This is a genomic window from Schaalia turicensis, from assembly GCF_019380255.1.
Taxonomy (GTDB): domain Bacteria; phylum Actinomycetota; class Actinomycetes; order Actinomycetales; family Actinomycetaceae; genus Pauljensenia; species Pauljensenia turicensis_A.
Window position 1 is genome coordinate 1,373,697 of the sequence record NZ_CP048928.1, and the last position, 24,370, is coordinate 1,398,066.

At 57.9% G+C, this 24,370-nt stretch carries 19 protein-coding genes and 1 riboswitch; of the genes, 5 read left to right on the forward strand and 14 right to left on the reverse strand.

Annotation, left to right across the window (positions count from 1 at the left end):
• Positions 1–82: 82 nt before the first annotated feature.
• From G5S47_RS06060 to G5S47_RS06095, 8 genes are all read right to left on the reverse strand, one after another.
• Positions 83–889 carry an exodeoxyribonuclease III gene (locus G5S47_RS06060; RefSeq protein WP_179370290.1) on the reverse strand — a complete coding sequence of 269 codons (807 nt, stop codon included), beginning with the start codon at positions 887–889 and terminating at the stop codon, positions 83–85.
• 27 nt (positions 890–916) lie between these two features.
• Entirely contained in the window at positions 917–1,915 is a 999-nt protein-coding gene (gene argF / locus G5S47_RS06065) for an ornithine carbamoyltransferase (protein WP_179369860.1), read from the reverse strand.
• Positions 1,916–1,980: 65 nt separating this feature from the next.
• Entirely contained in the window at positions 1,981–3,213 is a 1,233-nt protein-coding gene (locus G5S47_RS06070; protein WP_181002097.1) for an arginine deiminase, read from the reverse strand.
• Between the two features lie 83 nt (positions 3,214–3,296).
• Positions 3,297–4,190 (reverse strand): bifunctional methylenetetrahydrofolate dehydrogenase/methenyltetrahydrofolate cyclohydrolase, encoded by an 894-nt coding sequence (locus G5S47_RS06075; RefSeq protein WP_103632043.1) that lies wholly within the window; start codon positions 4,188–4,190, stop codon positions 3,297–3,299.
• On the reverse strand, positions 4,187–5,479 hold the full coding sequence (gene glyA / locus G5S47_RS06080; RefSeq protein ID WP_219585390.1) for a serine hydroxymethyltransferase: 1,293 nt from the start codon (positions 5,477–5,479) through the stop codon (positions 4,187–4,189). The genes G5S47_RS06075 and glyA overlap by 4 nt, the downstream gene beginning before the upstream one ends.
• Positions 5,480–5,519: 40 nt before the next feature.
• A riboswitch (ZMP/ZTP riboswitch) is annotated at positions 5,520–5,603 on the reverse strand.
• A 203-nt stretch (positions 5,604–5,806) separates the two neighbouring features.
• Positions 5,807–6,673 carry a formyltetrahydrofolate deformylase gene (gene purU, locus G5S47_RS06085; RefSeq protein ID WP_103632045.1) on the reverse strand — a complete coding sequence of 289 codons (867 nt, stop codon included), beginning with the start codon at positions 6,671–6,673 and terminating at the stop codon, positions 5,807–5,809.
• Positions 6,674–6,730: 57 nt separating this feature from the next.
• On the reverse strand, positions 6,731–6,874 hold the full coding sequence (locus tag G5S47_RS06090) for a hypothetical protein (RefSeq protein ID WP_219585392.1): 144 nt from the start codon (positions 6,872–6,874) through the stop codon (positions 6,731–6,733).
• A gap of 374 nt (positions 6,875–7,248) precedes the next feature.
• The gene (locus G5S47_RS06095) at positions 7,249–8,238 is read right to left on the reverse strand and encodes a malate dehydrogenase (protein WP_006681424.1); all 990 of its coding nucleotides are present in this window, start codon (positions 8,236–8,238) and stop codon (positions 7,249–7,251) included.
• 242 nt (positions 8,239–8,480) lie between these two features.
• Between G5S47_RS06095 and G5S47_RS06100 the strand changes: the two genes are divergently transcribed.
• Positions 8,481–9,587 (forward strand): PPK2 family polyphosphate kinase, encoded by a 1,107-nt coding sequence (locus G5S47_RS06100; protein ID WP_219585394.1) that lies wholly within the window; start codon positions 8,481–8,483, stop codon positions 9,585–9,587.
• Positions 9,588–9,735: 148 nt separating this feature from the next.
• Here G5S47_RS06100 and pgi read toward each other — a convergent pair whose 3' ends face one another.
• From pgi to G5S47_RS06125, 5 genes are all read right to left on the reverse strand, one after another.
• Positions 9,736–11,412, reverse strand: a complete 1,677-nt coding sequence (gene pgi, locus G5S47_RS06105; protein WP_219585396.1) for a glucose-6-phosphate isomerase — start codon at positions 11,410–11,412, stop codon at positions 9,736–9,738.
• 89 nt (positions 11,413–11,501) lie between these two features.
• The gene (locus G5S47_RS06110; RefSeq protein WP_103631725.1) at positions 11,502–13,787 is read right to left on the reverse strand and encodes a 6-phosphofructokinase; all 2,286 of its coding nucleotides are present in this window, start codon (positions 13,785–13,787) and stop codon (positions 11,502–11,504) included.
• A gap of 271 nt (positions 13,788–14,058) precedes the next feature.
• Positions 14,059–15,384, reverse strand: coding sequence for a dicarboxylate/amino acid:cation symporter (locus G5S47_RS06115; protein WP_219585398.1), 1,326 nt, complete (start codon positions 15,382–15,384; stop codon positions 14,059–14,061).
• A gap of 187 nt (positions 15,385–15,571) precedes the next feature.
• On the reverse strand, positions 15,572–16,789 hold the full coding sequence (locus tag G5S47_RS06120) for an NADP-dependent isocitrate dehydrogenase (protein ID WP_006681429.1): 1,218 nt from the start codon (positions 16,787–16,789) through the stop codon (positions 15,572–15,574).
• 155 nt (positions 16,790–16,944) lie between these two features.
• Positions 16,945–17,223, reverse strand: coding sequence for a DUF3017 domain-containing protein (locus tag G5S47_RS06125; protein ID WP_219585399.1), 279 nt, complete (start codon positions 17,221–17,223; stop codon positions 16,945–16,947).
• Positions 17,224–17,318: 95 nt separating this feature from the next.
• Between G5S47_RS06125 and pta the strand changes: the two genes are divergently transcribed.
• The 4 genes from pta to G5S47_RS06145 all read left to right on the forward strand — a co-directional run bounded on the left by pta (position 17,319) and on the right by G5S47_RS06145 (position 22,764).
• Positions 17,319–18,863, forward strand: a complete 1,545-nt coding sequence (gene pta / locus G5S47_RS06130) for a phosphate acetyltransferase (protein ID WP_219585875.1) — start codon at positions 17,319–17,321, stop codon at positions 18,861–18,863.
• A gap of 43 nt (positions 18,864–18,906) precedes the next feature.
• A complete protein-coding gene (locus tag G5S47_RS06135; RefSeq protein WP_006681432.1) occupies positions 18,907–20,103 on the forward strand; it encodes an acetate/propionate family kinase in 1,197 nt (398 codons plus the stop codon).
• A gap of 151 nt (positions 20,104–20,254) precedes the next feature.
• The gene (locus G5S47_RS06140; RefSeq protein ID WP_006681433.1) at positions 20,255–22,381 is read left to right on the forward strand and encodes an NAD(+) synthase; all 2,127 of its coding nucleotides are present in this window, start codon (positions 20,255–20,257) and stop codon (positions 22,379–22,381) included.
• Entirely contained in the window at positions 22,381–22,764 is a 384-nt protein-coding gene (locus G5S47_RS06145) for a hypothetical protein (protein ID WP_006681434.1), read from the forward strand. The genes G5S47_RS06140 and G5S47_RS06145 overlap by 1 nt, the downstream gene beginning before the upstream one ends.
• 70 nt (positions 22,765–22,834) lie before the next feature.
• Here G5S47_RS06145 and G5S47_RS06150 read toward each other — a convergent pair whose 3' ends face one another.
• Entirely contained in the window at positions 22,835–24,223 is a 1,389-nt protein-coding gene (locus tag G5S47_RS06150) for a DUF418 domain-containing protein (RefSeq protein WP_219585401.1), read from the reverse strand.
• Between the last annotated feature and the right edge of the window lie 147 nt (positions 24,224–24,370).

Sequence of the window (24,370 nt, forward strand, 5' to 3'; positions counted from 1 at the left end):
GTTCCCCCACTTCGCTTGTTCATGCTCGAGTTGAAAAGAAATCCAGAAGATTCCCTTCCGGGCCCCACGACAGCCCTAGCGGTCAAACCTGGTAGGTCACGGTGAGTGGTGCATGATCAGAGAATCGCTGGTCGTAAGCCTGAGCACGCCCGATCGCGAATGTAGTCGCGGTCGATGCCAGAGTCGGAGTTGCATAGTGATAGTCGATGCGCCAGCCCGTGTCGTTATCGAAGGCTTTGCCTCGCCACGACCACCACGTGTACGGCCCCTGCACGTCACCGGCTAGGTCACGAACAACGTCATGCCAGCCGGCATCGACCCAATCGTTTAGGAATACGATTTCCTCGTCCAAGACACCCGCACGTTTATTGTGGTTCGGCATCCAGTTCTTTATGTCCTGACGTGAGCGAACAACGTTGTAGTCACCGCAGACGACAGCCTTTTCACCCGACGCAAGAATCTCAGCCATGCGCTCGCCAATGCGAGGCAGATGAGCCATCTTCGCTTCTTGCTTCGGCGTATCCTTTTCACCCGAATGGAAGTATGCGGACACAACACGAACACTCTGAGAGTTCGCGGTGACAACGGCTTCAATCCAACGCCCAGAGTCAACGTCAGTGTCCGCGTCCCCCAACCCTGCGCGAACATCATCTAGGGTTGCACGGCCTCGTCGCACTGCAATCGCAACACCCGCGCGACCTTTGATGCGACACGGCTCGGTGGCAAGCAACCACTCTTGCCCCAAGATGTCTTCGGTGATCTGAGTATCGGCGCGCACTTCCTGCATCAGCAGAACATCCGGGTCTTCGACCGCAATCCAATCAAGAAAACCACGTTTTACCGCTGCGCGGATCCCGTTCAGGTTAATGCTTGTAATCTTCACGCTTATCCCTTGTGCGTTGAATTCGGCAGGGTGTCAGTCGCCCAGCGTGGCAACCATGACCGCCTTGATCGTGTGCATACGGTTTTCTGCCTGATCGAAGACGATCGAAGCGCCTCCTTCGAAGACCTCGTCGGTCACTTCGATACCATCCATACCGGTGGCTTCAAACAGCTGCTCACCGATCACGGTCTTACGATCGTGATACGCCGGCAGGCAGTGCATGAACTTTGCCTGCGGGCCAGCCTTTTCCATCAGCGAAGCATTCACCTGGTAGTCACGTAGCATCTCGATGCGTTCATTCCAGACATCTTTCGGCTCGCCCATCGACACCCAAATGTCAGTGTGGACGAAGTCAACACCCGCAACACCTTCATCAACCTTGTCGGTCACCGTCACCTTCGCACCGGTTTCTTCGCCAATACGGCGTGCGTGAGCGATGCATTCTTCATCCGGCCAAAGTTCACGCGGCGCAACAATGCGGACATCAGCTCCGATCAACGTGCCATTGACCAGCAGGGAACGACCCATGTTGAAACGAGCATCACCAACGTAAGCGTAGGACACCTGATTCAGAGGCTTACCCGCGTGTTCACGCATGGTCAGTGAATCGCAGAGCATCTGAGTCGGATGCCAGTCATCGGTCAGACCATTCCACACCGGAACACCGGAGAGCTCCGAAAGAACCTCAACCTTTTCCTGCTCATCACCGCGGTATTCGATACCGTCAAACATGCGACCCAGAACGCGAGCGGTATCAGCAGTCGACTCCTTGTGTCCCATCTGCGAACCGGAAGGATCTAGATAGGTGGTGTGTGCCCCCTGATCGAAAGCTGCCACCTCGAAGGAGCAACGCGTGCGCGTCGACGTCTTCTCGAAGATCAGCGCAATATTGCGCCCCTTGAGGTGCTGAACCTCGGTACCATTCTTCTTCGCGGCTTTGAGTTCAGCTGCCAGATCAATCAAAGACAGCCATTCGGCAGGAGTGAAGTCGATTTCGCGGAGGAACGGACGACCATGAAGAGCGTGAGGCATGGATGCTCCTTGTGAGATTGTGTAGGTCTGAAAGTAGGAACGTTGAACGTTCGAGGCGTCAAACGTTAAACGCGTGCGGGTAAAGTATCGCGCACAATCGGGCAAGTCATGCAGTGCGCCCCGCCACGTCCGCGGCCAAGTTCATTGCCGGGGATCGTAATGACCTCGAAACCCTGGTCCGAGAAGTAGTCGTTCGACACCGTATTTCGTTCGTATGACATGACGACACCGGGCTCTAGGGCAAGGAGATTCGAACCGTCATTCCACTGTTCGCGTTCGGCGGTCAAGGAATCCGTGGGGACCGTCAGCACGCGGATGGAATCGAATCCCAATCCGGCAGCGATGACGTCATACATCTCATCAGCTTCGTGAACGGTGATATCCAATTCGCCAGCAGCACCGGGGCGAATCACCTGAGTACGAACCTTCCCCAACCCGGCATAGGCAGTAAATGTTGCTTCATCGAGCATCGTGAAAATCGTGTCGAGGTGCATCTGAGCACGCTTCTTTTCGATCTGCAAAACAATCACGGTGGACGCTACTTCGCCGGCAAAAAGCCTGCGAGCAAGACGTTCAATTCCCTGTGCAGTCGTACGTTCTGAGGCGCCAATAATCAGTGTGTCGTTTCCAGCGTTAATGATGTCGCCACCTTCGATTGTGGCCTGGCCGTCAAGAGTCCCGTGATTCCAGAAGGGGATGTTGAGATCAGCGAAACGCGGGTGCAACCGGTAGACGATCTCTTGGTTGATCGTTTCGCGACGACGAGCCTGTTTCCGCATAGACAAAACCGCAACTCCCCCGCCGATCCACGACGAGGTGTCACGAGTGAACAGGTGGTTCGGCAACGGGGCAAGAATGAAGTCATCCAAGTCCATTCCGGAGATCCAGGCGGACTTCGGTTCATCGATCTGTTCTAAAAGCTCACGCTTCGTCATGCCGGCAATCAAGATCTCGGCAAGGTGAGACGAATCCAGTCCGGCTGTAAAAGCGCGGAGTGAATCCAAAGCTGCAGGACCAACCGTTTTATCGGTGAAAACGAGTTCCAGGGCTTCATCACGACCGCCTGGAACTTCGAGGGCTTCAGTCAAAAGAGTCGAAAAATCAAGAACCTCGATGCCATGACGACGCATCTTTGAGGTCATCGCATCGTGTTCTTCTTGGGCGCGCTCCAACCAGATCACGTCATCGAAGAGGAGTTCTTCCATGTTCGTTGGCGTAATACGCGACATTTCGTTACCGGGACGGTGAACGAGGACTGTCTTCAGCGCACCAACTTCAGATGTGACTGACGGATTCAATGAACTCACTATCTTCAACTCCAACATATGTGGCACTGGGGCGGAGCCTCAACGCCAAGGCTCCACCCCACCACCACAAACAGTTACGCGAGGCGCTCTGCTGCCTCGACAACGTTCGTCACCAGGAGCGCGCGAGTCATGGGACCTACGCCCTTCGGGTTCGGGGACAACCACGATGCGACCTGGTCAACACCGTCTGCAACGTCGCCGCGCAGGCGAGCCTTACCGTCTTCACCTTCAACGCGGGATACACCAACATCGAGCACTACTGCGCCCGGCTTCACCATGTCTTTGGTGATCAGTCCAGCACTACCCGCTGCGGCCACGACAACGTCCGCCTGACGCACGTGAGCAGCAAGATCCTTCGTGCCGGTGTGGCAGACGGTGACGGTTGCATTGATTTCCTTGCGGATCAGTAGCAAACCAATCGAACGGCCAACAGTGACACCGCGACCAACAACGCACACATCCTTGCCACGAAGGTCAATGCCGTGTCGTTCCATCAGTTCGATGACGGCGCGAGGCGTGCACGGAAGCGGAGTATCGATCGGCCCAGAGCCACGAAGAACCAAGCGACCAAGGTTCATCGGGTGCAGGCCATCTGCGTCCTTCGCAGGATCAATGCGTTCTAGGATCGCGTTCTGGTCGATGTCCTTCGGCAGTGGCAACTGAACGATGTAGCCCGTGCATGCCGGGTCAGCATTCAACTGGTCAATCGCTGCTTCAATTTCAGCCTGCGAAGCCGTTTCCGGCAGGTCAACGCGGATGGATTCGATACCCACTTCAGCGCAGTCGCGATGCTTACCCGCAACGTAGGACACCGAACCGGGATCTTCACCGACGAGGATCGTGCCAAGGCCGGGCACAACACCACGAGCGCGGAGATTCTTCACACGCTGGGCAAGTTCCGCCTTGATTGTGGCAGCTGTACCCGCACCGTCGAGGACCTTAGCGGGCCCTTCCCAGGGAGCCCTCATTCGCCAAGTCCAACGTAGAGCGGACGAGCGTCGGTCAGAGCCTTCACGCGTGCGCACAGGCCGTCAACGTCAACCGATGCGCCCGATGCCCCCTGAACCAGCGTGGTGCCGATGATGTCGGCGACCTCAGCGAAGTCCTTGGCGTCGAAGCCACGGGTTGCTAGAGCCGGCGTGCCGATACGCAGACCGGAGGTGCGCATCGGGGGACGCGGATCAAAGGGAACTGCGTTGCGGTTGACGGTAATGCCGACCTCGTGCAGAAGATCTTCTGCGTCGCGACCGTCCAGCTTCGATTCGACGAGGTCAACGAGGACCAAGTGAACGTCGGTACCACCGGTGACCAACTTGATGCCGGCTGCTTTCGCATCGTCTGCATTGAGACGATCAGCCAGTAGCTGAGCACCTTCGAGAGTGCGACGCTGACGATCCTTGAATTCTTCGGTCTGCGCGATCTTCATGGCGATTGCCTTTGCGGCAATCGCGTGCATGAGCGGACCGCCCTGCTGGCCGGGGAAGACTGCGGAGTTAATCTTCTTGCCCCACTGCTCGCCACGAGACGACAGAATCATGCCCGAACGCGGGCCACCGATCGTCTTGTGGACGGTAGTGGTGACAACGTCAGCGTGCGGGACTGGGCTGGGGTGCAGGTCTGCTGCGACAAGGCCGGCGAAGTGTGCCATATCGACCCAGAGTGCTGCGCCGACCTCGTCAGCGATCTCACGAAATGCCGCAAAGTCCAGATGACGCGGGTAGGCGGACCAGCCGGCGATGATGACCTTGGGGCGCTCACGCAGAGCAGCTTCGCGCACCTGCTCAGCCTCGATACGCATGGTCTGACGGTCGACCTCGTAGGCCACCGCGTTGTAGTTTTTGCCGGAGAAGTTGATCTTCATGCCGTGGGTCAGGTGACCGCCGTGAGCGAGGGACAGGCCAAGAATCGTGTCGCCCACGTTTGCCATCGCCATCAGGGCTGCAGCGTTTGCTTGCGCGCCGGCGTGTGGCTGAACGTTGACGAAGTCGGCACCCTTGAAGACCTGTTGTGCGCGCTCGATCGCAAGGTTTTCTGCGACGTCAACGGCTTCACAGCCACCGTAGTAGCGACGACCCGGGTAGCCTTCCGCGTACTTGTTCGTCAACACGGATCCCTGCGCTTCTAGGACTGCGCGCGGGACGAAGTTCTCTGACGCAATCATTTCGAGGGTCGCCCGCTGACGTGCCAGTTCAGCGTCGAGCACAGCCTGAATCTCGGGATCCAGCTGGGCAAGGGTCATGTCATTAAGGGAATCCATTGGGTTCTCCTGCTCCTTGAACTGCCGATTTCTCGGTCGGCGCCTTAGCCCAGGCGGGCGGCTATGGTGCCTGTTCATCGCTCCCCGGTGGTTTCCCACCTGTTCGCCAGTCACGACTCATCCACCATATCGCGAAGCGACCAGTTCGCGCACTGCCTTCCCACGTACGAGGCCGCCTCCATCTAGGCACTCCCCGCCTGCTATGGGGCGGATGTGGCGAAAGCCGAAACCGTCGCTCACACTCACCAGCGAGAAGCGGTCTCGGCCTCGTGAATCAATTCCTCAGCAGTGCGTGCGTCACACATCCGCCTGGGGAATAGACGAAAACTAGCGGGAGAACACCACGGTTCGCGTGCCGTCCATGAGGACGCGACGCTCGGCGTGCCAGCGGACTGCCTGAGCCAAAACGCGACGTTCCACGTCCTGGCCAAGCGCCACCATGTCCGGCGTGGAGTCGGCGTGCGTCACGCGCGTGACGTCCTGCTCGATGATCGGGCCCTCGTCCAGGTCGGCGGTCACGTAGTGTGCGGTCGCACCAATGAGCTTCACGCCACGATCATGCGCCTGCGCGTACGGGCGAGCACCCTTGAACGACGGCAGGAACGAGTGGTGAATATTGATGACGCGCCCCTGCATTTCTTCGCAGACCTTCTCAGACAGAATCTGCATGTAGCGTGCCAGAACAACTAGCTCCACCTTTTCCGAGCGGACCAGGTTGAGCAACTCACGCTCAGCGTCAGCCTTCGTTTCCTTCGTCACCGGAATATTCAGGAAGGGAACGCCGTAGAACTGAGCAACGGGAGCAAGATCCGGGTGGTTACCCACGACCGCGACAACCTCGATCGGCAGGCCCTGGCTACGCTGACGGTAGAGCAAGTCAGTCAGGCAATGGCCCTCGCGCGACACCATGATGACCGTACGCAGGCGACGACCGAGGGCATCAATATGCCAGGTCGCATCAAAAGTCTTCGCAACCTTCGCCAGACCTTCTTCGACGGGACCTCGACCGACCGGCGAGTCAACCTCAATACGCATGAAAAACAGTCCCGAATCCGGATCCCCGAACTGCTGGGACTGAATAATATTGCCGTTCACACTGCCGATCACACCTGTCACCGCGTGGACAATACCTGGCTGATCCGGACAGGACAGCGTGATGACAAGCTTCGTGTTTTCTACGGTCGATTCACTCATGGGTACAGATTAGCGGGTTTACTCATCGCCCAGTATCCACGGCCATAATGTCCTTAGTCAGCCCTGATAATCCAGTTCCTCGTCACGATCGAGAATCGCTTGAGCAAGGTCTTCACAAACAATCAACGAATGAGCAATGCCACTACGCAGCGACACCAGTAACGACAATGCGCAGACCCATGTGATGGCCTTCTTGCTCAACAAAACGCTCGTTCTTTTCAGAGCGTTTCTTCGGGTGTGCAAGTAATATTTCGTATTTCACCCAGGCCATGAGCGAAATGCATAGGAGAGCGAAGCCCACTGGGATACACAAATTGTTGGGCACGATATTCGTTGCGCATGTGCAGGTTTTTCACGAATTGCACCCATAACAGCTGAACTTGATGCTGTGGCTACATTGATGCTGGTCAAAGGCTTGTTTCGTTCATTTTGTAGATAGACGCGTGGTAGCGAATCGGGGTGGTCACGCGGTGAGCTGAGCAAATAAGAAGTGGCCACGAGCTTAGCCCGTGGCCACTTCCTTCCCTGTCAATCAGACAGGATCAGCGTTTCAACGAATCGCGTTGATGCTCAGTTCACTTGATGAAACCGAGAGCCTTCACTGCGTCATACTCTTCCTGCAGAGCCTTGATGTTGTGATCGATGCCTGCGCGAGTTGCCTCGGAGATCTCCAGACCGTCGACAATCTGCCACTCGCCACCGTCAGAGGTGACCGGGAAGCCGAAGCAGAGGCCTGCTGGGACGTCGTAGTGGGTGCCGTCGGACATGACGCCCGCAGTGACCCATTCACCCTCGGGGGTGCCGTGGATCCAAGAGTACATGTGATCGATTGCTGCGTTTGCAGCCGATGCTGCTGAGGATGCGCCACGAGCTTCGATGATGGCGGCGCCACGCTTTGCGACAACCGGACGGTAGGTCTCAGAGAGCCATGCTTCGTCAACCAGGTCAGCAGCCTTCTTGCCAGCAACGGTCGCGTAGGAAACGTCCGGGTACTGGTCTGCGGAGTGGTTGCCCCACACGACAACGTCCTTAATGTCGGCAACTGCTGCGCCGGTCTTGTGGGCCAGCTGAGCAACTGCACGGTTGTGGTCAAGGCGCATCATTGCGGTGAAGCGGGATGCCGGAACATCCGGAGCAGCGTTCTGAGCAATGGTGGCGTTGGTGTTGGCCGGGTTGCCAACGACGAGGACGCGGATGTCGTCTGCTGCGCCATCGTTGATGGCCTTGCCCTGCGGGCCGAAGATGCCTGCGTTGGCTTCCAGCAGGTCTGCGCGCTCCATGCCCGCCCGACGCGGCATTGCGCCAACGAGGTAGGCAACGTTGGTGCCTTCGAATGCCTTGGTGGCATCGTCGAAGATTTCAACGCCGGCAAGGGTCGGGAATGCACAGTCATCGAGCTCCATTGCGGTGCCTTCAGCGGCCTTCACGCCCTGGGGGATCTCAAGAAGGTTGAGCTTGACGGGGACATCGGGACCGAACAGCTGGCCGGAGGCAATACGGAAAAGCAGGGCGTAGCCAATGTTGCCGGCGGCGCCGGTGACGGTAACGATGCGAGGTTCTGCCATGATTCGGCACTCCTTCTTAGTTTGTGTGCGTCGGCGGTGTTCGCCGTCGCCTGGTGGCGGTTTCGCCACATACTGACGTTCCAAGCCTAAACGCTTTCGGCGTGGGAAAACAGGGCTAGCAGTCCTACTTTTCATATACGCAAGCACGTGATCTAGACCATGATTAGAGTTGCACATACGTACATTCGTTTTCGAGCCTTGCATTTTCTAGGTTGCGTCGAGGTCACGCGGTGGAGGTCATCATGGAATCGAAAGAAAACACAGGTCAGGAGTCACCTGAAGACACCATGACCTACGTGTCTGGGCCGTCGAAGTATTGGACAGGTGATCCGCGCGATCTGCTGGTTGCCTCTGAGGCGTTCGACCTGAATTCCTTCATTCGTGACGCCACGCCCGGTTGGGGCGCAAGCAAAAAGAAGGCGTTGAAAGCGATGGCTAAGCGGGCAGTTGATTTTTCTGAACTCCAAGAACGCCTGTATGCCGCGTCGAAGGAAGGTGCGTCGGATTCAGTTCTGTTGATCCTTCAGGGTTTAGACACGGCTGGTAAGGGCGGAATCGTTCGCCACGTCATCGGGCAAGTGGATCCGCAGGGTGTTGCTCTGAAAGCATTCAAAGCGCCCACGGAAGAAGAGCGTGCCCACGATTTCCTTTGGCGTGTCCGCCCACACTTCCCCCGCCCGGGATACATCGGTGTTTTTGACCGCTCGCACTATGAGGATCTTCTGGTTCCCACCTCCGCGCGTAACGCCAACCAAGAATCTATCTTCACCGCTGATGAGGATGAGCTAAACCGTCGCTATCACGATATCTACGAGATGGAATTAGAAGCCGTTCGAGCCGGGATGAAGGTCATTAAAGTCTGCTTGGTCGTCTCCTATGAAGAACAGGGGGAACGTCTGATGGAGCGCTTGGAGCGCCCAGATAAGCACTGGAAGTTCTCCACGGGTGATCTCGATACTCGCGACAACTGGAGCGCCTACCAAGACGCTTATTCCGAAGTGATTCGCCGGACCTCGACGCGTATTGCTCCGTGGTATGTCATTCCTGGCGACCACAAGTGGTATGCACGCTTGGCAGTCCAAGAGATCCTTGTCCGTACGCTCGAAGGCATTAACCCCACATGGCCACAAGCCGATTTTGATGTCGATGCTGCGAAAGATCGTCTTTCGGCTTCGCTCACTCCTGAGGTTCTGTCATCTCATGCCCACGAGAAGTCGGGTGACGCGGGATCCCAAGATAAGAATGAGGGCGAATCAAAGTCCAAGAAATCCAAGAAATTCGACAAGAAGAAGTCGGACTCTTCCGCTTCACAAGATGCGCCCCACATTTCCGTGAGCGCCTGGGGATAGGTGCTCCCCGCTCACTCCCGGCTATGAAGGGAGAGAGCGACAATAAAGTTTCGGCCTCGTCGATAATGAAATCAACGAGGCCAAAACTGTGGCGCTACGCTTATCGCGCACAGCCGTCAAACCGGCGCAGCACTTAAGCTGAGAAGGGTCACTTGCGGTTCTCGCGGTAGTACTCGATGAGAGCCTTCGTGGAGGCATCCTGCGCGTCGAGTGCAGCCAAGTCACCTTCGATGGCCGGCAAGATCTGCTTGGCCAGGACCTTGCCTAGCTCTACGCCCCACTGGTCGAAGGAATCGATGCCCCAGACGGCGCCCTGGACGAAGGTGATGTGCTCGTAGAGAGCAATCAGTTCGCCAAGAACACGCGGGGTCAGGGCCGGTGCCATGATCGACGTGGTCGGCCGATTACCGGTGAAGACGCGAGCCGAAACGATGGCCTCCGGGGTGCCCTCGGCGCGAACCTCGTCCGAGGTCTTGCCGAATGCCAGAGCCTTCGTCTGAGCCAGGAAGTTCGACAGGAACAGCTCGTGCATGTCAGCCTCGCCATCCTTCAGGGGCCACGCCGGGTTAGCGAAGGCAATGAAGTCGGCGGGAACCATGCGGGTGCCTTGGTGAATCAGCTGGTAGAAGGCATGCTGACCGTTGGTTCCCGGTTCGCCCCAGAAGACCTCGCCGGTCTCGTAGGTGACGGGAGCACCATCGCGCCGGACGGACTTGCCGTTCGACTCCATGGTCAGCTGTTGAAGGTAGGCCGGGAAGCGGTGCAAGTACTGCGAGTACGGCAAGACAGCGTGTGTGTCGGCACCGAGGAAGTTCGAGTACCAGACATTCAGCATGCCCATGAGGATAGGCAGGTTTTCTTCCGGCTTCGCGGTGGCGAAGTGGACGTCCATCGCGTTGAAGCCCTCAAGGAATTCAGCAAAGCCATCCGGGCCGATCGCGATTGCCAGCGAGGTGCCGACAGCGGAATCCACGGAGTAGCGGCCGCCCACCCAGGACCAGAAGCCGAAAGCATTGTTCGGGTCGATGCCGAACTCAGCGACCTTGTCCAGAGCGGTGGACACGGCGACGAAGTGCTTGGCGATGGCGCCCTTCTCGGTTGCCTCGTCGGTAACGATGCCACGGTCGCGCAGGGCGCCGAGGAACCAGTCGCGCACAACCTTGGCGTTCGTGATCGTTTCAAGCGTCGTAAATGTCTTCGACGCAACAATAACCAGGGTGGTTTCCGGATCGAGATCCTTCGTGGTCTCACCCGCGTCGGTCGGATCAATGTTCGAGATGAAACGGCATTCAAGACCATCCTGAACAAAGGGCTTCAGGGCCTCGTAGGCCATGACCGGGCCCAGGTCCGAGCCACCGATACCAACGTTGACAACCGTTTCAACCGGCTTGCCGGTAATACCGGTCCACTCGCCGGAGCGAACGCGCTCTGCGAAGTCGTAGACCTTGTTCAGAACCTCGTGAACGTCCGCGATCGCATCCTGGCCGTCAACGGTCAGCTCGTCGGTTGCCGGGCGACGCAACGCGGTATGCAGAACAGCGCGGTCTTCGGTGACGTTGATGTGCTCACCGGCGAACATGCGATCGCGCAGGTCGTAGACACCAGTCTGCTCAGCAAGAGCCAGCAGGTCAGCAAGCACGCCTTCGTCAATCAGGTTCTTCGAAAAATCAACGTGCAGGTCGGCGCCGTCAATCGTCCAGCGAGTTGCGCGGTTCGGATCAGCTCCGAACCAAGCGCGAAGATCCGGGTCAAAAGCGTCGGCACGTCCGTCCAGTGCTTCCCACGCGGGAGTCATTGTGGGGTCAACGACCGGATTGTCAGTCATGAATTCTCCTGTATCAATGGATCTGCGATGAGTTCGCGGTTCTTGAATGAAAAAACAGTTTTGGTCGAATCAGACGATTCGGCGATGTCTTACTCGGGATCTGCGTCTGCGATGGAAATCTCGACAGCGGGCTTACCCGAATCCTTCATCGAAACGATGCGCTGAACCGGGCTGAGCTCTCGCCACCACTGATCGAACGGACGACGATTGCGGATATCCAGATCCTCAAACATGTTCTTCACCAGGCGAGCTTCGATCTGGTTGCGTACCTGACCGATGTACACGCCCTCGGATTCGCCACGATTGAACTGGTTGTTGATGTGGTCGAGCGCGCGGTGAGCAAGACGCGTTGCCAGCAGGCGGTCGAACGGGCTGGGCGAACCCCCCTGTTGCAGGTGGCCGAGCGCCGCATGACGCACGTCGTATTTGCCGTCAGATTCTGCCTCGTACACGGACGCAAGGAATTCGCGGTCGTAGTACTTCGACACTGCCTCGTTGACGAGGACCAGGAACAGACGGCGTCCTTCAGCGAAGGAATCAACCATGCGCTTCGTGTCATCAGCGATCTCATTCAGAGTCACATCATCTTCGTTGAGATAGATGTACTCAGCACCGGATGACAGTGACGCCATCAGCGTCAGGTACCCGCAACGTCGTCCCATGATTTCGGCGACGAAACAACGCTTGGTCGCTGCGGCGGATTCCTTGATGCGGTCAAGCGCCCAGGTGGCATTGTTGATCGCGGTATCGGCACCGATCGATAGTTCCGAACCGGGCAGATTGTTGTCGATGGAGGCGGGAACCAGAACGATCGGGATACGGAAAGCCGGGTAGCGGTCACGCTCGGAGATCATCGAGTGGACAGCAAGGTAGGCGTTGAGGCCGCCAATAACAATCAGCGCATCCAATTCGTTACGTTCAATAGCGCGTCCCAGGGCGTAGAACTGCTCAACTTCGGGGACATCGCGCCTCGTGCCGAGTTCCGCGCCACCCTTGAACGCCCAGCCTTCAACGTCAGCCCAGGTCAGTTCTTTGACCGCGTTATCGGCCAAACCCTTCCACGAGCCTTCGATTCCCAGCATCGTCCAACCGCGAGCGATGCCTAGGCGGACTGCCGCGCGCGCTGCCGTGTTCATGCCAGGTGCAAGACCGCCAGCGTGCAGGATACCGATTCGACGAGGCTTTTCAGTAGGTTCGGGCGTCAGCTGAGGCGGAGTCGAAAGGATCGTGTTAATTTCGACCATCGTCGTGAAAGAAACACCGCGCGAAGCCTGGGCAGCTTCATAGTCGCCGGCCACAATCAGGTGCTTGACCGCACGAGTATCGTGCACCGCCTTCATCAGCGGAATACGGGTCACGCGATTGTGGCGGACACCCAGAACATTCGGGGTGTTTTCCGGCGTTGCTGAAAGCATTTCCTGAACAGCGGCGTAGCCAAGCAACGATGACATCCAGCGGTCATAGGCTGACGGCGAGCCACCACGCTGGACGTGGCCAAGGATCGTCACGCGAGCGTCTTCACCCGTGCGCTCAGTAATCACATCGGCAATGTGTTGAGTGGTCAGTACATTACCCTCGCGGTCGGTTGCACCTTCGGCGACCAACACGATGGATTCGCGTCGCCCTGCTTCACGACCCAAACGCAGGTGTTCAGCGAGGTCTTCTTCCCAGCCCGGTCCAACCGGATCTTCGGGGGTAAACACGTAGTCAGCACCACCGGCAACCGCTGCCATCAGGGGGAGGTAGCCACAATGGCGACCCATGACCTCGACAACGAAGGTGCGCTGGTGAGATGCTGCCGTGGAGGTCAGCTGATCCATCGCGTCCAAAATGCGATGGAGTGCAGTATCCGCACCGATTGTCATGTCGGTGCCCACCATGTCATTGTCGATCGAGCCGACAAGACCAACAACCATCAGAGCCGGATGCTTTGCCGCTTCTTCTTCACTGAGCACGCCTTCATCAACGAGTTCGCGAATGTGCTGCGACCATTCGCCTCGGAATTCATCCGTGCCAGAGAGGGAGCCATCGCCACCAATAACGACAAGGTGGTCAATACCGTGTTCGACCAGATTCTTCGCGGCCGCATGCCGGCCCTCGTAATCGCGGAATTCTGGACACCGGGCCGTACCGATGACCGTGCCGCCCTCGGCGAGGATTGATGAGACATCCGACCAGCAGAGCTTCTTGATCGCATCTCCGCCTTTAACGGCGCCGGCCCACCCTTCCATGACCGCATAGGGTTGGGCGCCCACGGCAAGCGCGGTTCTCACGACGGCGCGGACGGCCGCATTCATTCCCTGCGCGTCACCGCCTGATGTGAGAACGCCGATCTTGAAGTCAGCAGGGGCTTTGAGCGGTTGCGGAGTAGCCATTGCGTGAAGCTCCATTCCTGTTCACGGTCTGAAAGTGTTACCAGCTTCGTCCAGTTTACGTTTCGTCCAGTTTACGGCGAAGCGGGAAGTGATGGGTAGACCAATCGGGTATTCAGGGTTGTCAGAACACTTTTCGGGAATAAAAGAGTGGTGGCCCGCATGTCTCATTGCGGACCACCACTCTGAAGGGGCATGTGAGCTCGTGCGTTGAAGAATCAGCGTCTATTCGTTTGATGACGAATAATGACGGGTACGCGCTTGAGCCAATCCGTCAGTTACTAGCCGACGGGTTCGCAGCAGCAGATGCAGCGAGGTCTTCGGCGCTGACAACGCCTTCGACCGAGACGCGGTCAAGGTAAGCCATGCCGTCGAAGGAGAGCTCGCGAGCGTTCTCCGGATCGCCTTCTGCGCCGATCTTGCCACCGGCCATCCGGTCAACGATGATCGCGATTGCGCCGTCACCGGTCACATTGGTTGCGGTGCCGAAGGAGTCGAGGGCGATATAGGTGGCGATCATGAGGGCAACCTGGGCATCGTCGAAGCCAAGCATCGACGAGAGTAGACCGGTTGCTGCCATGATTGCACCGCCGGGAACGCCGGGGGCTGCGACCATCGTGATGCCGAGCATGAAGATGAAGCCAACCCACTGTACAGGGCCGACATCGATGCCCTGGGTGATGACGATAGCGAACGCGAATGCGAAGATCTTCGAGGTCGAGCCTGCCAGGTGGATCGTTGCGCAGAGCGGAATGGTGAAGGATGCAACGGCGTCGGAGATGCCGTTCTTCTTTGCCTGACGCAGAGTAACCGGGATAGTCGCCGCGGACGACGAGGTGCCGAGTGCCGTCAGGTAGGCGGGCATCATGGTGAGTAGCGACTTGATCGGGTTCTTCTTGCCGATTGCGCCAGCAACGATGTACTGCGTGAGCAGGATGACGACCTCAAGCAGGAGGACGACGACAACAACGCGGACCAGGGTGCGCATAATGTCCCACGCCTCACCGGTGTAGGTGAGGTTCAAGAAGATACCAAAGATGTGCAAGGGCAACAGCGGGATGATGATGCGCTCGATGAGCTTGGTGATGATGGCACGGAATTCAATGAAGCCCTTACGCATAACGCCACGCGGGATCATTGCAAGTCCGATGCCGACCACGAAGGAGAGCAACAGCGCGGTCATAACCGGGACAGCTGCAGGCATTTCGATGGTGAAGAACGATTCGAGTGCCGAGCCGGGCTCGGTAACATCAGCAAGACCGTTCGAAAGGAGCTTCGGGAAGACGGTTGCTGCGACCAGGTAGGTCAGGAAGCCTGCGAAAAGAGTCGAGGTGTAGGCCAGCGCGGCGGTAACGCCGAGCCACTTGCCCGCGCCACGTCCGAGATCAGCAATAGCCGGAGTGACCAGACCGATGATGATGAGCGGAATCGAGAAGGACAGAAACTGGCTGAAGATAGCTGAGAATGTCGCGAAGACTCGTCCAACTGCGACAGGCACCAGGTGCGAGTCACCCACTTTGGTGGATCCCAGCACGAGGGCGAGGATGATTGCGACGAGCACCCACACGAGGATGCTGCTCTTCTGCATAAACTTTCGCATGATTTTCCTTGAGTCGTTCGACTGATCGGGATACGTACAGGATGCCCACAGACCGCATTCCGATTAGTTTTCGTTCACTATTCGAACATTCCGACACCGCTACTCGGGCAGTTTCACGCGCTATAGAGACGAAACCGGGGCGGGCAAGCCGAAGCTCACCGCACCCCCGTTTCGTTGAGTGAGCAGATCAAGCGAGGGCTTTCGCCAGATTATCGTCGAGCGCTACAAGGAACTCTTCGGTGGTGAGCCACGGAGTATCGCCACCGACCAGACGAGACAGATCGCGCGTCATCTTGCCTGAAAGAACCGTGTCAATGATGACCTTCTCAAGCGTGTGGGAGAAATCGATAATCTCAGGCGTATTATCAAGCATTCCTCGGTGAGCAAGAGCGCGGGTCCAAGCGAAAATCGAGGCAATCGGGTTGGTTGACGTTGGTTCCCCCGCCTGATGCTTGCGGTAGTGACGGGTAACAGTGCCGTGAGCGGCTTCAGCTTCCATCGTGCGACCATCTGGGGTCATCAGGACGGAGGTCATCAGACCCAGCGAACCGAATCCCTGAGCGACAGTATCTGACTGAACATCACCGTCGTAGTTCTTGCACGCCCAGACGTAGCCACCTTCCCAGCGCAAGGACGAGGCAACCATGTCATCAATCAGACGATGTTCGTAGGTCAAGCCAACTTCGGCAAATCTGTCCTTATATTCGCGCTCGAAGACATCGGCGAAAATGTCCTTGAACGCACCATCGTAGGCCTTGAGGATCGTGTTCTTCGTCGACAGGAAGACCGGATAGTTGCGCTTGAGTCCGTATTCAAAGGATGCTCGAGCGAAGTCTGCGATCGATTCGTTGAAGTTGTACATGCCCATCGTGACGCCACCACCTTCAGGCATACGGATCACTTCGTGCTCGATCGGTTCCGACCCATCGTCGGGAGTGAAGGTCAGCGTGATGGTGCCCGCTCCCGGAACCTTAAAGTCAGTCGCACGGTACTGGTCGCCGAATGCGTGTCGACCGATAACGATCGGCTTGGTCCATCCGGGGACGAGGCGCGGAATGTTGTCAATAATGATTGGTTCACGGAAGACAACGCCACCAAGAATATTGCGAATCGTGCCGTTGGGGCTACGCCACATCGTCTTCAGGCCGAACTCTTCAACACGCGCCTCGTCGGGAGTGATTGTCGCGCACTTGACGCCCACGCCATGCTCTTTGATCGCATTGGCGGCATCAATCGTCACCTGGTCGTCAGTCGCGTCGCGATTCTGGATCGACAGGTCGTAGTAACGCAGATCAACATCCAGGTAGGGGTGGATCAGACGGTCTTTAATGAACTGCCACATGATGCGGGTCATTTCGTCGCCATCGAGTTCAACGACCGGGCCTGCAACCTTAATTTTCGACATCGTTTCTCTTTTCGTCGGGCGAGCTGGCGCTACGCGAGAAATTATCTTGACATCGAGATTACTTGATTAAATACACTCGCGCTCATAGATGAGACAGAAGAAATACGTTCGCCAACCCAAAGACCCCGACAGCACAACCATGTCGGACCGAGCGGTTAGGACAGAAGGTTCATCGTTGCCGTGAACGGCGAAAAATACCAAATACCAAGCGCCAAGAAAGCGAGCACCACGGCATCCATCCACCGATTACGTGAAGCAAACCATGGGCGTCCTGGCAAAACAAGACGCGCACCGGCCATCACAAGCAACGTGCCAGCAAGGGCATAGACCGCACGATGAGGGTGGTTCAAAAGCGCCAAAATCGCCGTAACACCAACACCGACGAGGACGAAAATGATCGTCCCCCAGTACGCATACGACGGCGAAGTATTCATTCGCACCTGCTTCTTCACACTGCAAGCCTACGGGGTAATGCATTATTCACACATCTTCACGTCTTAATTTGCCTCCGGAGCGCGCTACCATGTTCATGCGACCGTGCAGGCCGCGCACATTTTCACGTGTTGAAGGAGCATCAGTGACTTCCCGTTACATCGTTGTCGGGCCCGATTCCGCAAATGCTGCAACAGACGCAGCTCACGAACTTGCCACCGCGCTTTCAGCGCGTGGAACGCTTGCGCGCATGAACGCGCTCGCTGGCACGACCCCATCCGCAGCAGCGACCTCCGGCACCTCGGCTTTGCCGGCAGCTGTCGAAGCTGTTCGCGCAGCTGACGCAGACTTCGTCCTCATCGACGGAGTTGTCGCCGGAGAAGCTCGCACGTTCGATGCCATCCGTTGGAACGTGAACCTGGCAGCATCGGCTCGCGCAAACGTCATCTTGGTCCTCGACCCCGAAGGTGTTCCAGCCGAACTGCTCACCGAAGAAATCAACGTTTTCGCTACCCGCTGCAAGTCGCACCAGGCGCAGCTCGTGGCAGTGATTCTGCCCGGCACCCCCACTGCTCTCGGCGTCGACGTCCCCGTCTTCTCCCTTCCCCTTTCCGACGAGGCAATCAAAACCCTGGTTGAGGCCCCCGCCCCGACCGCAGTCACTCCCCTCGCTTTCCAGGCAGATCTGATTGACCGTGCACGCGCAGACCGCAAGCGCATCGTCATGCCCGAACCGGAAGACGATCGCGTCCTCCTAGCAGCTGGCGAGGTCCTCGCTCGCGGTATCGCAGATGTCATCCTCGTTGGTGACGCAGCTGCCGTTGCAACCCGCGCAGGTGAACTTGGTATTGACCTCACCGCAGCATCCGTCGTCTCCGTAGACGACCCAGAACTGTCCGAAAAATACGCCGTTGAATTCGCACGCCTGCGTGAAAAGAAGGGCGTCACCGTCGAGCAGGCTCGCGAAAAGATCAAAGACGTGTCCTACTTCGGCACGATGATGGTCCACATGGGCGACGCAGACGGTATGGTTTCCGGCGCATCTCACACGACCGCGCACACGATCGTTCCCTCCTTCCAGATCATCAAGACCGCTCCCGGCGTCTCGATTGTTTCTTCTATCTTCCTCATGCTGATGAAGGATCAGGTGTGGGCATTCGGCGACTGCGCCGTGAACCCAAACCCGACTCCGGAACAGCTTGCCGACATCGCCATCTCCTCGGCACGCACCGCCGCTCAGTTCGGTGTCGAGCCTCGCGTTGCAATGCTCTCCTACTCCACCGGCACTTCCGGCTCCGGCCCGGACGTCGACGCCGTTGTGGAAGCAACCCGCATTGCTCAGGCAAAGGCTCCAGAGCTCGCTCTGGAAGGCCCGATCCAGTTCGACGCAGCCGTTGACGTGGCCGTTGCTTCGAAGAAGCTCCCCGGCTCCCCCGTTGCCGGCAAGGCAAACGTCTTCATCTTCCCGTCACTATCCGCAGGCAACATTGGCTACAAGGCCGTTCAGCGTTCCTCCGGTGCCGTTGCTGTCGGCCCGGTTCTGCAGGGTCTGAACAAGCCGGTCAACGATCTGTCGCGTGGCGCACTGGTCGAGGACATCGTCAACACCGTTGCTCTGACCGCCGTTCAGGCACAGGGCTGAAGCTTCCAAGTTTTTACCGATTACTCACAGGAAAGGCGAACTCGTGTCCCAGACCGTTCTCGTCATTAACTCCGGCTCTTCATCGATCAAGTACCAGCTGGTCGATCCCGAAACCGGTGAAGCAATCGCCAAAGGCCTTGTCGAACGTATCGGCGACCCGGTCGGCAAGATCAAGCACACCCACGGTGACGACGTCACCATCGAAGAAATTCCGATCGCAGACCACGAAGTTGGTATGCGTGAGGTTCTTCGCCTCTTCGACAACAAGGGCCCGAAGCTTGCAGAAGCTGGCATCGTTGCCGTCGGCCACCGTATCGTTCAGGGTGGCAAGTACTTCGATGGCCCGGCCGTCATCAACGACGAGGTCCGTAACCTCATCGAAGAACTCTGCCCGATGGCTCCCCTGCACAACCCCGCACACCTCAAGGGCATCGACGTGGCTCGCGAGCTCATGCCGGAAATCCCTCACGTTGCAGTCTTCGACACCGCGTTCTTCCAGGCTCTTCCCGAAAAGGCCTACACCTACGCACTCAACGCCGAAGTCGCTGAGAAGTACGCTGTTCGCCGCTACGGCGCACACGGCACCTCGCACCAATTTGTTTCCCGCGAGGTCGCAAAGTACCTGGGTCGCGATGATCTCAAGCAGATCGTCATGCACCTCGGAAATGGCGCTTCCGTGTCCGCAGTCCTCAACGGTAAGCCGATCGATACCTCCATGGGCTTGACCCCGTTGGAAGGCCTCATGATGGGCACCCGCACCGGCGACATCGATCCGGCCGTTGTCTTCCACCTGGCTCGCCAGGGTGGCATGACGATTGACGAGATCGACACGCTGTTCAACAAGCAGTCCGGCATGAAGGGCCTGACCGGCGAATCCGACATGCGTAGCGTGTGGGAAATGATTTTCAACGATGACGACAAGGAAGCGCAGCACAAGGCTCGCGTTGCCATGGACGTCTACATCAACCGCCTGCTCAAGTACGTTGGCTCCTACACCGCTGAACTCGGTGGCCTGGATGTCATCACCTTCACCGCTGGCATCGGCGAGAACGACTGGGATGTTCGTAAGGAACTCGCCCAAGCATTAGAGCCCTTCGGCGTGAAGATCGACCTGGCAGCAAACGACGGTCGTATCGGCGAGCCTCGCGTGATCTCCACCCCCGATTCGAAGGTCACCCTGCTGGTGTACCCAACGAACGAAGAGTTCGCGATCGCGCGCCTCGCACGTGAGGTGATCTGAGTTCTGCTCGCGCCTCGCACGTGATGAGCTGTGGTGGGCTGGCTCGAAAGAGCCAGCCCACCATTGTTTTTCCTGCCATCAGCTTTGAGCGTAAGCGCGTGGGCAAACGGATGGGTCATGGGAGACAATAGAGGCAACACTAGGAGGAAAGTTGAACTTCCATTCGCTTTACGATCAGGGCTTCGCGCGCGTTGCTGCGGTGACGGTTCCTGTTCATCCCGCTCAGCCACTTGCTAACGCTAACGAGGTCATTGACGTTGCTCGCGAGCTTGATGCCAAGGGTGTTGCCGCGGCCGTCTTTCCCGAGCTGGGCATTTCCGGCTACGCCATTGATGATCTGTTGCTTCAGGATGTCGTGCTGGATGAAGTGACTGAGGCTCTGCATCGCATTGCTGTTCAGACGAAGGATCTGTTGCCGATCCTCATTGTTGGTGCCCCGATTCGCAACGATGGTTCCCTCTACAACTGTGCGGTAACGATCCACCGAGGCAAGATCCTGGGTGTCACCCCGAAGTTGCACCTGCCGAACTATCGCGAGTTCTACGAGAAGCGCCATTTCGTGACTCCCGGTCCGACAACTCCTTCCTTCATTGACACAACCGCGTGGGGTTTTGTCGACGATGACTGTGCTTCGGCATCCGTTCCTTTCTCTCCGATCACAATCGATGTTGAGGATGTTCCTGGCCTCGTCATTGCCCCCGAAGTGTGCGAGGACATGTGGGTTCCGCTCACCCCGTCGACTCTTGCTGCTCTGAATGGCGCAACGGTTCTGATGAATCTTTCCGCTTCGCCGATCACCGTTGGTCGTGCGGAAGACCGCCGACTGTTGGTTCGCAGTTTGTCAGCGCGCCTCAACTCCGCCTACGTGTACTGCGCGTCGAGTGCGGGCGAATCGTCAACCGACCTGTCATGGGACGGCCAGACGATGGTGTACGAGGCCGGTGACCTGCTGGCAGAGGGTGAGCGTTTCAAAGCCGGCGGTCGTCAGATCACGATCGCTGACGTGGACATTGATCGTCTTGTCACTGAACGTACGCGCCAGAATTCGTTTAAAGACAACGCGGATCGCTACCTGGGCGAGGATCAGGGGCTGAAGGCAACCGCTCCTATGGACGTCTACACCCAGCTGAACCCACCCCGCACGGATCTTGGTTTGGAACGCCCCGTTGATCGTTTCCCCTTCGTTCCCGACGATCCGGAGCGCCTGGCTCAGGACTGCTACGAGGCCTACAATATTCAGGTTCATGGTCTGGTTCAGCGCCTCAAGGCGATCGGTAATCCGAAGATCGTTATTGGTGTTTCCGGTGGCCTCGATTCCACGCATGCTCTGATCGTCGCGGCGCGCGCAATGGATATGCTGGGTCGGGCGCGAACGGACATCTTGGCCTACACGATGCCCGGTTTCGCAACGTCCGATCACACGAAGTCGAACGCGATTGCGCTGTGCGAAAGCCTCGATATTCCCTGCCAGACGATCGATATTCGCCCGGCGGCTCGCCAGCTGTTGGCCGACATGGGGCATCCCTACGCCGACGGCAACGACACGTATGACGTCACCTTCGAGAATGTTCAGGCAGGTCTGCGCACCGACTACCTGTTCCGCATTGCCAACCACAACGGCGGAATTGTTCTGGGCACGGGTGACCTGTCCGAGCTGGCGCTCGGCTGGTGCACGTACGGCGTGGGCGACCAGATGAGCCACTACGCCGTCAATACGGGTGTTCCGAAGACTCTGATCCAGCATCTGATCCGCTGGGTTGCAGCTTCCGGCCAGTTCTCCGATCGTGCGGGCGAGGTTCTGACCTCTATCCTCGGCACGGAGATTTCTCCCGAATTGGTTCCCGCTAAACCCGGTGAGAAGATGCAGTCCACGCAGGACAAGATCGGCCCGTACAACCTGCAGGATTTCAACCTGTACTACGTGTTGCGTCGAGGGGCTCGTCCGTCGAAGATCGCCTTCCTTGCTGAGAAGGCGTGGGCTGATGTGAATGCTGGCGAGTGGCCGGCCGGGTTCCCCGAAGGCGACCGCGTCGCCTATTCACTCGAAGAGATTGTCAAGTGGGAGACCCTGTTCCTGCGCCGCTACTTCACGCAGCAGTTCAAGCGTTCTGCTCTGCCAAATGGCCCGAAGGTTGTGGCTGGTGGCGCCCTATCGCCTCGTGGTGACTGGCGAATGCCGTCCGACGTGACTGGTGCACGGTGGATCGCAGAGTTGGAAGAGGCCGTCGCGGGCGTTCCTCACAGTGGTGTTCCGGCTACTCAGACGAAGGAGAACTGATGACGACGCTGACGTTGACCGGCGTGATCGGTTTTGCCGTGATCGCGTGTGTTTTCGGCTTGGTTGCCCTGAAAGGCAGGGCCGGCACTCTGGCACGAGGCTCAGGCTTGGGTCTTCATTCGGCAGTGTTGGAGTCCTCCGACAACGCATGGAATACGGGTCACGAGGCCGCCTGGCCGATCATGGCCATGGCCTGCGTTGTGGCGGTGTTTCACGCGGTTGGCTGCGGTCTTGCTTCACTCATGGGCAATGACGGCGAAGCCTTCCTTCACGTTCTGTTGATCTCCGGGATTATTGTGTCCCTCGCTCTTGGGGCGTTGGCGCGCGCGGCCGCGATTAACGCGGCAAAGCGCCAGGCGGAGTCTGATCAAGCCGAGAGCTGATCTTTATCCTTGATACGGCGCGCCCCCCGGGTTTCTACCCGGGGGGCGCACGCTATTTCACAGTCAGTGTTTAACGCTCAGTGTCAGCCGGTGGCGCATACGCTGACATCGGGGTGAGCGCCGATTGCGGGGTGTTCACTTCTGCGTTTATACCTGCCGGCTGAATCATATGAGGAATCCGAGGCACCGGATGAGTGCCAGCGCTTCGTGCCACTGCGCGACGGAGAAGAACCTCCAGGGGACCTCGTTGATATCCCTTCGATTCGAGCACCCAGCAGAACAGCGCCATCAAGGTCCAGACCGCGAGCGCAATAGCAAGCCCGAGGGTCTGGGAAACTCCTCGAATACCCGCCAAGCCGAGAGCAATGAACGTGGCAAGGAAAAGAACGGTCTGGCCAACATATGCGGTCATTGAACGCTTACCAACCGCGATAAAGAAGTGGCGCACTCCCCCGAGATTTTCGCGTGCAGGACCGGCAAGCAACCCGAGCAGGGCCAGCCAACCTGCAGCTCCAAGCAAACCAGTAATCTCGTGAAGAGCGTCCTGACCGAAGAAGTAGGAATCCATCAGGCCCGAATCCTTCAAGGAATAGGACAGGCCACCAAGGGCACCCAGAGCAAGACCCAGGAACGCCACCAGCATCAGGCGCCCCTTGTGAACGTCCGGGCGCGAAATATAGTCCGTGGTGGCCAGCCAAGCACCGAAGACGGTCGCAGGAAGGATGGTCGTCATGATCAGCCCAAGGAGCGACGAGAATACCCAGCCAAATACGCTGATCAGCGGGTAGTACCAGCCGAGCATCAGGTCGGCGGGAGCGTTCGTCATCTGCGTATTGGTTGCGCCACCAAACCCCTTCAGGCTCTCGCCCCAGTTCACGAACGATTCGGCTCCAAACTGGCTGAGCGTCATGACGGTAAGGACGATGAGAGCAATCACGGTCAAGATCGTGAAGCGTCGCCGCGCAATGAGTCCTGCGAAAACAATCGCAACCAGCGCATACGCGCCGATAATGTCGCCGGAGAAGAAGAGTGCGTGGACAAAGCCGAAGAGGAGCATCCACCAGCCGCGCCTACGGATCAGACGGCGAGAGTCATCAATACTCTCGTTTTCGAATCCTGCGATCCACGTTGCGCGCACCTGCTCAGGCATTCCGGGCAGGTTCTCATCAAGTTCGTCGATTCGACGTTCCACGTATGCGCGCTGGCGTCGCAACACCATCGTCATCAGACCGAAACCGAAAAGCATCGAAAAGAGCGGATACGAGCGGTGGTCGATGAACATTCCGCGAATGAACACCCACCACTGATCGCTCAGTGAGTATTCGGGATTGTCGGGGAAGAAAGAAAGCCAAAACGGCACGTTTGCGACCGCGATCAGAATCAGCATGAAGCCGCGTGCAAGATCCGGCGCGGGATAGCGGACAGAGTTCTTCGGGGTAAACGAGGCCGAGCTAGACATACTCGAACACTATCCAAGGATTCGGGCTCGCTTCAATCAGGTGTCTCCCTGATTTGCTTGTAGGCGCTCGCTGAACAAGCGCGACCGCAAGCTAAGCAAACGGTGAACAAGCGCGACCGCAAGCTAAGCAAACGGTGAACAAGCACG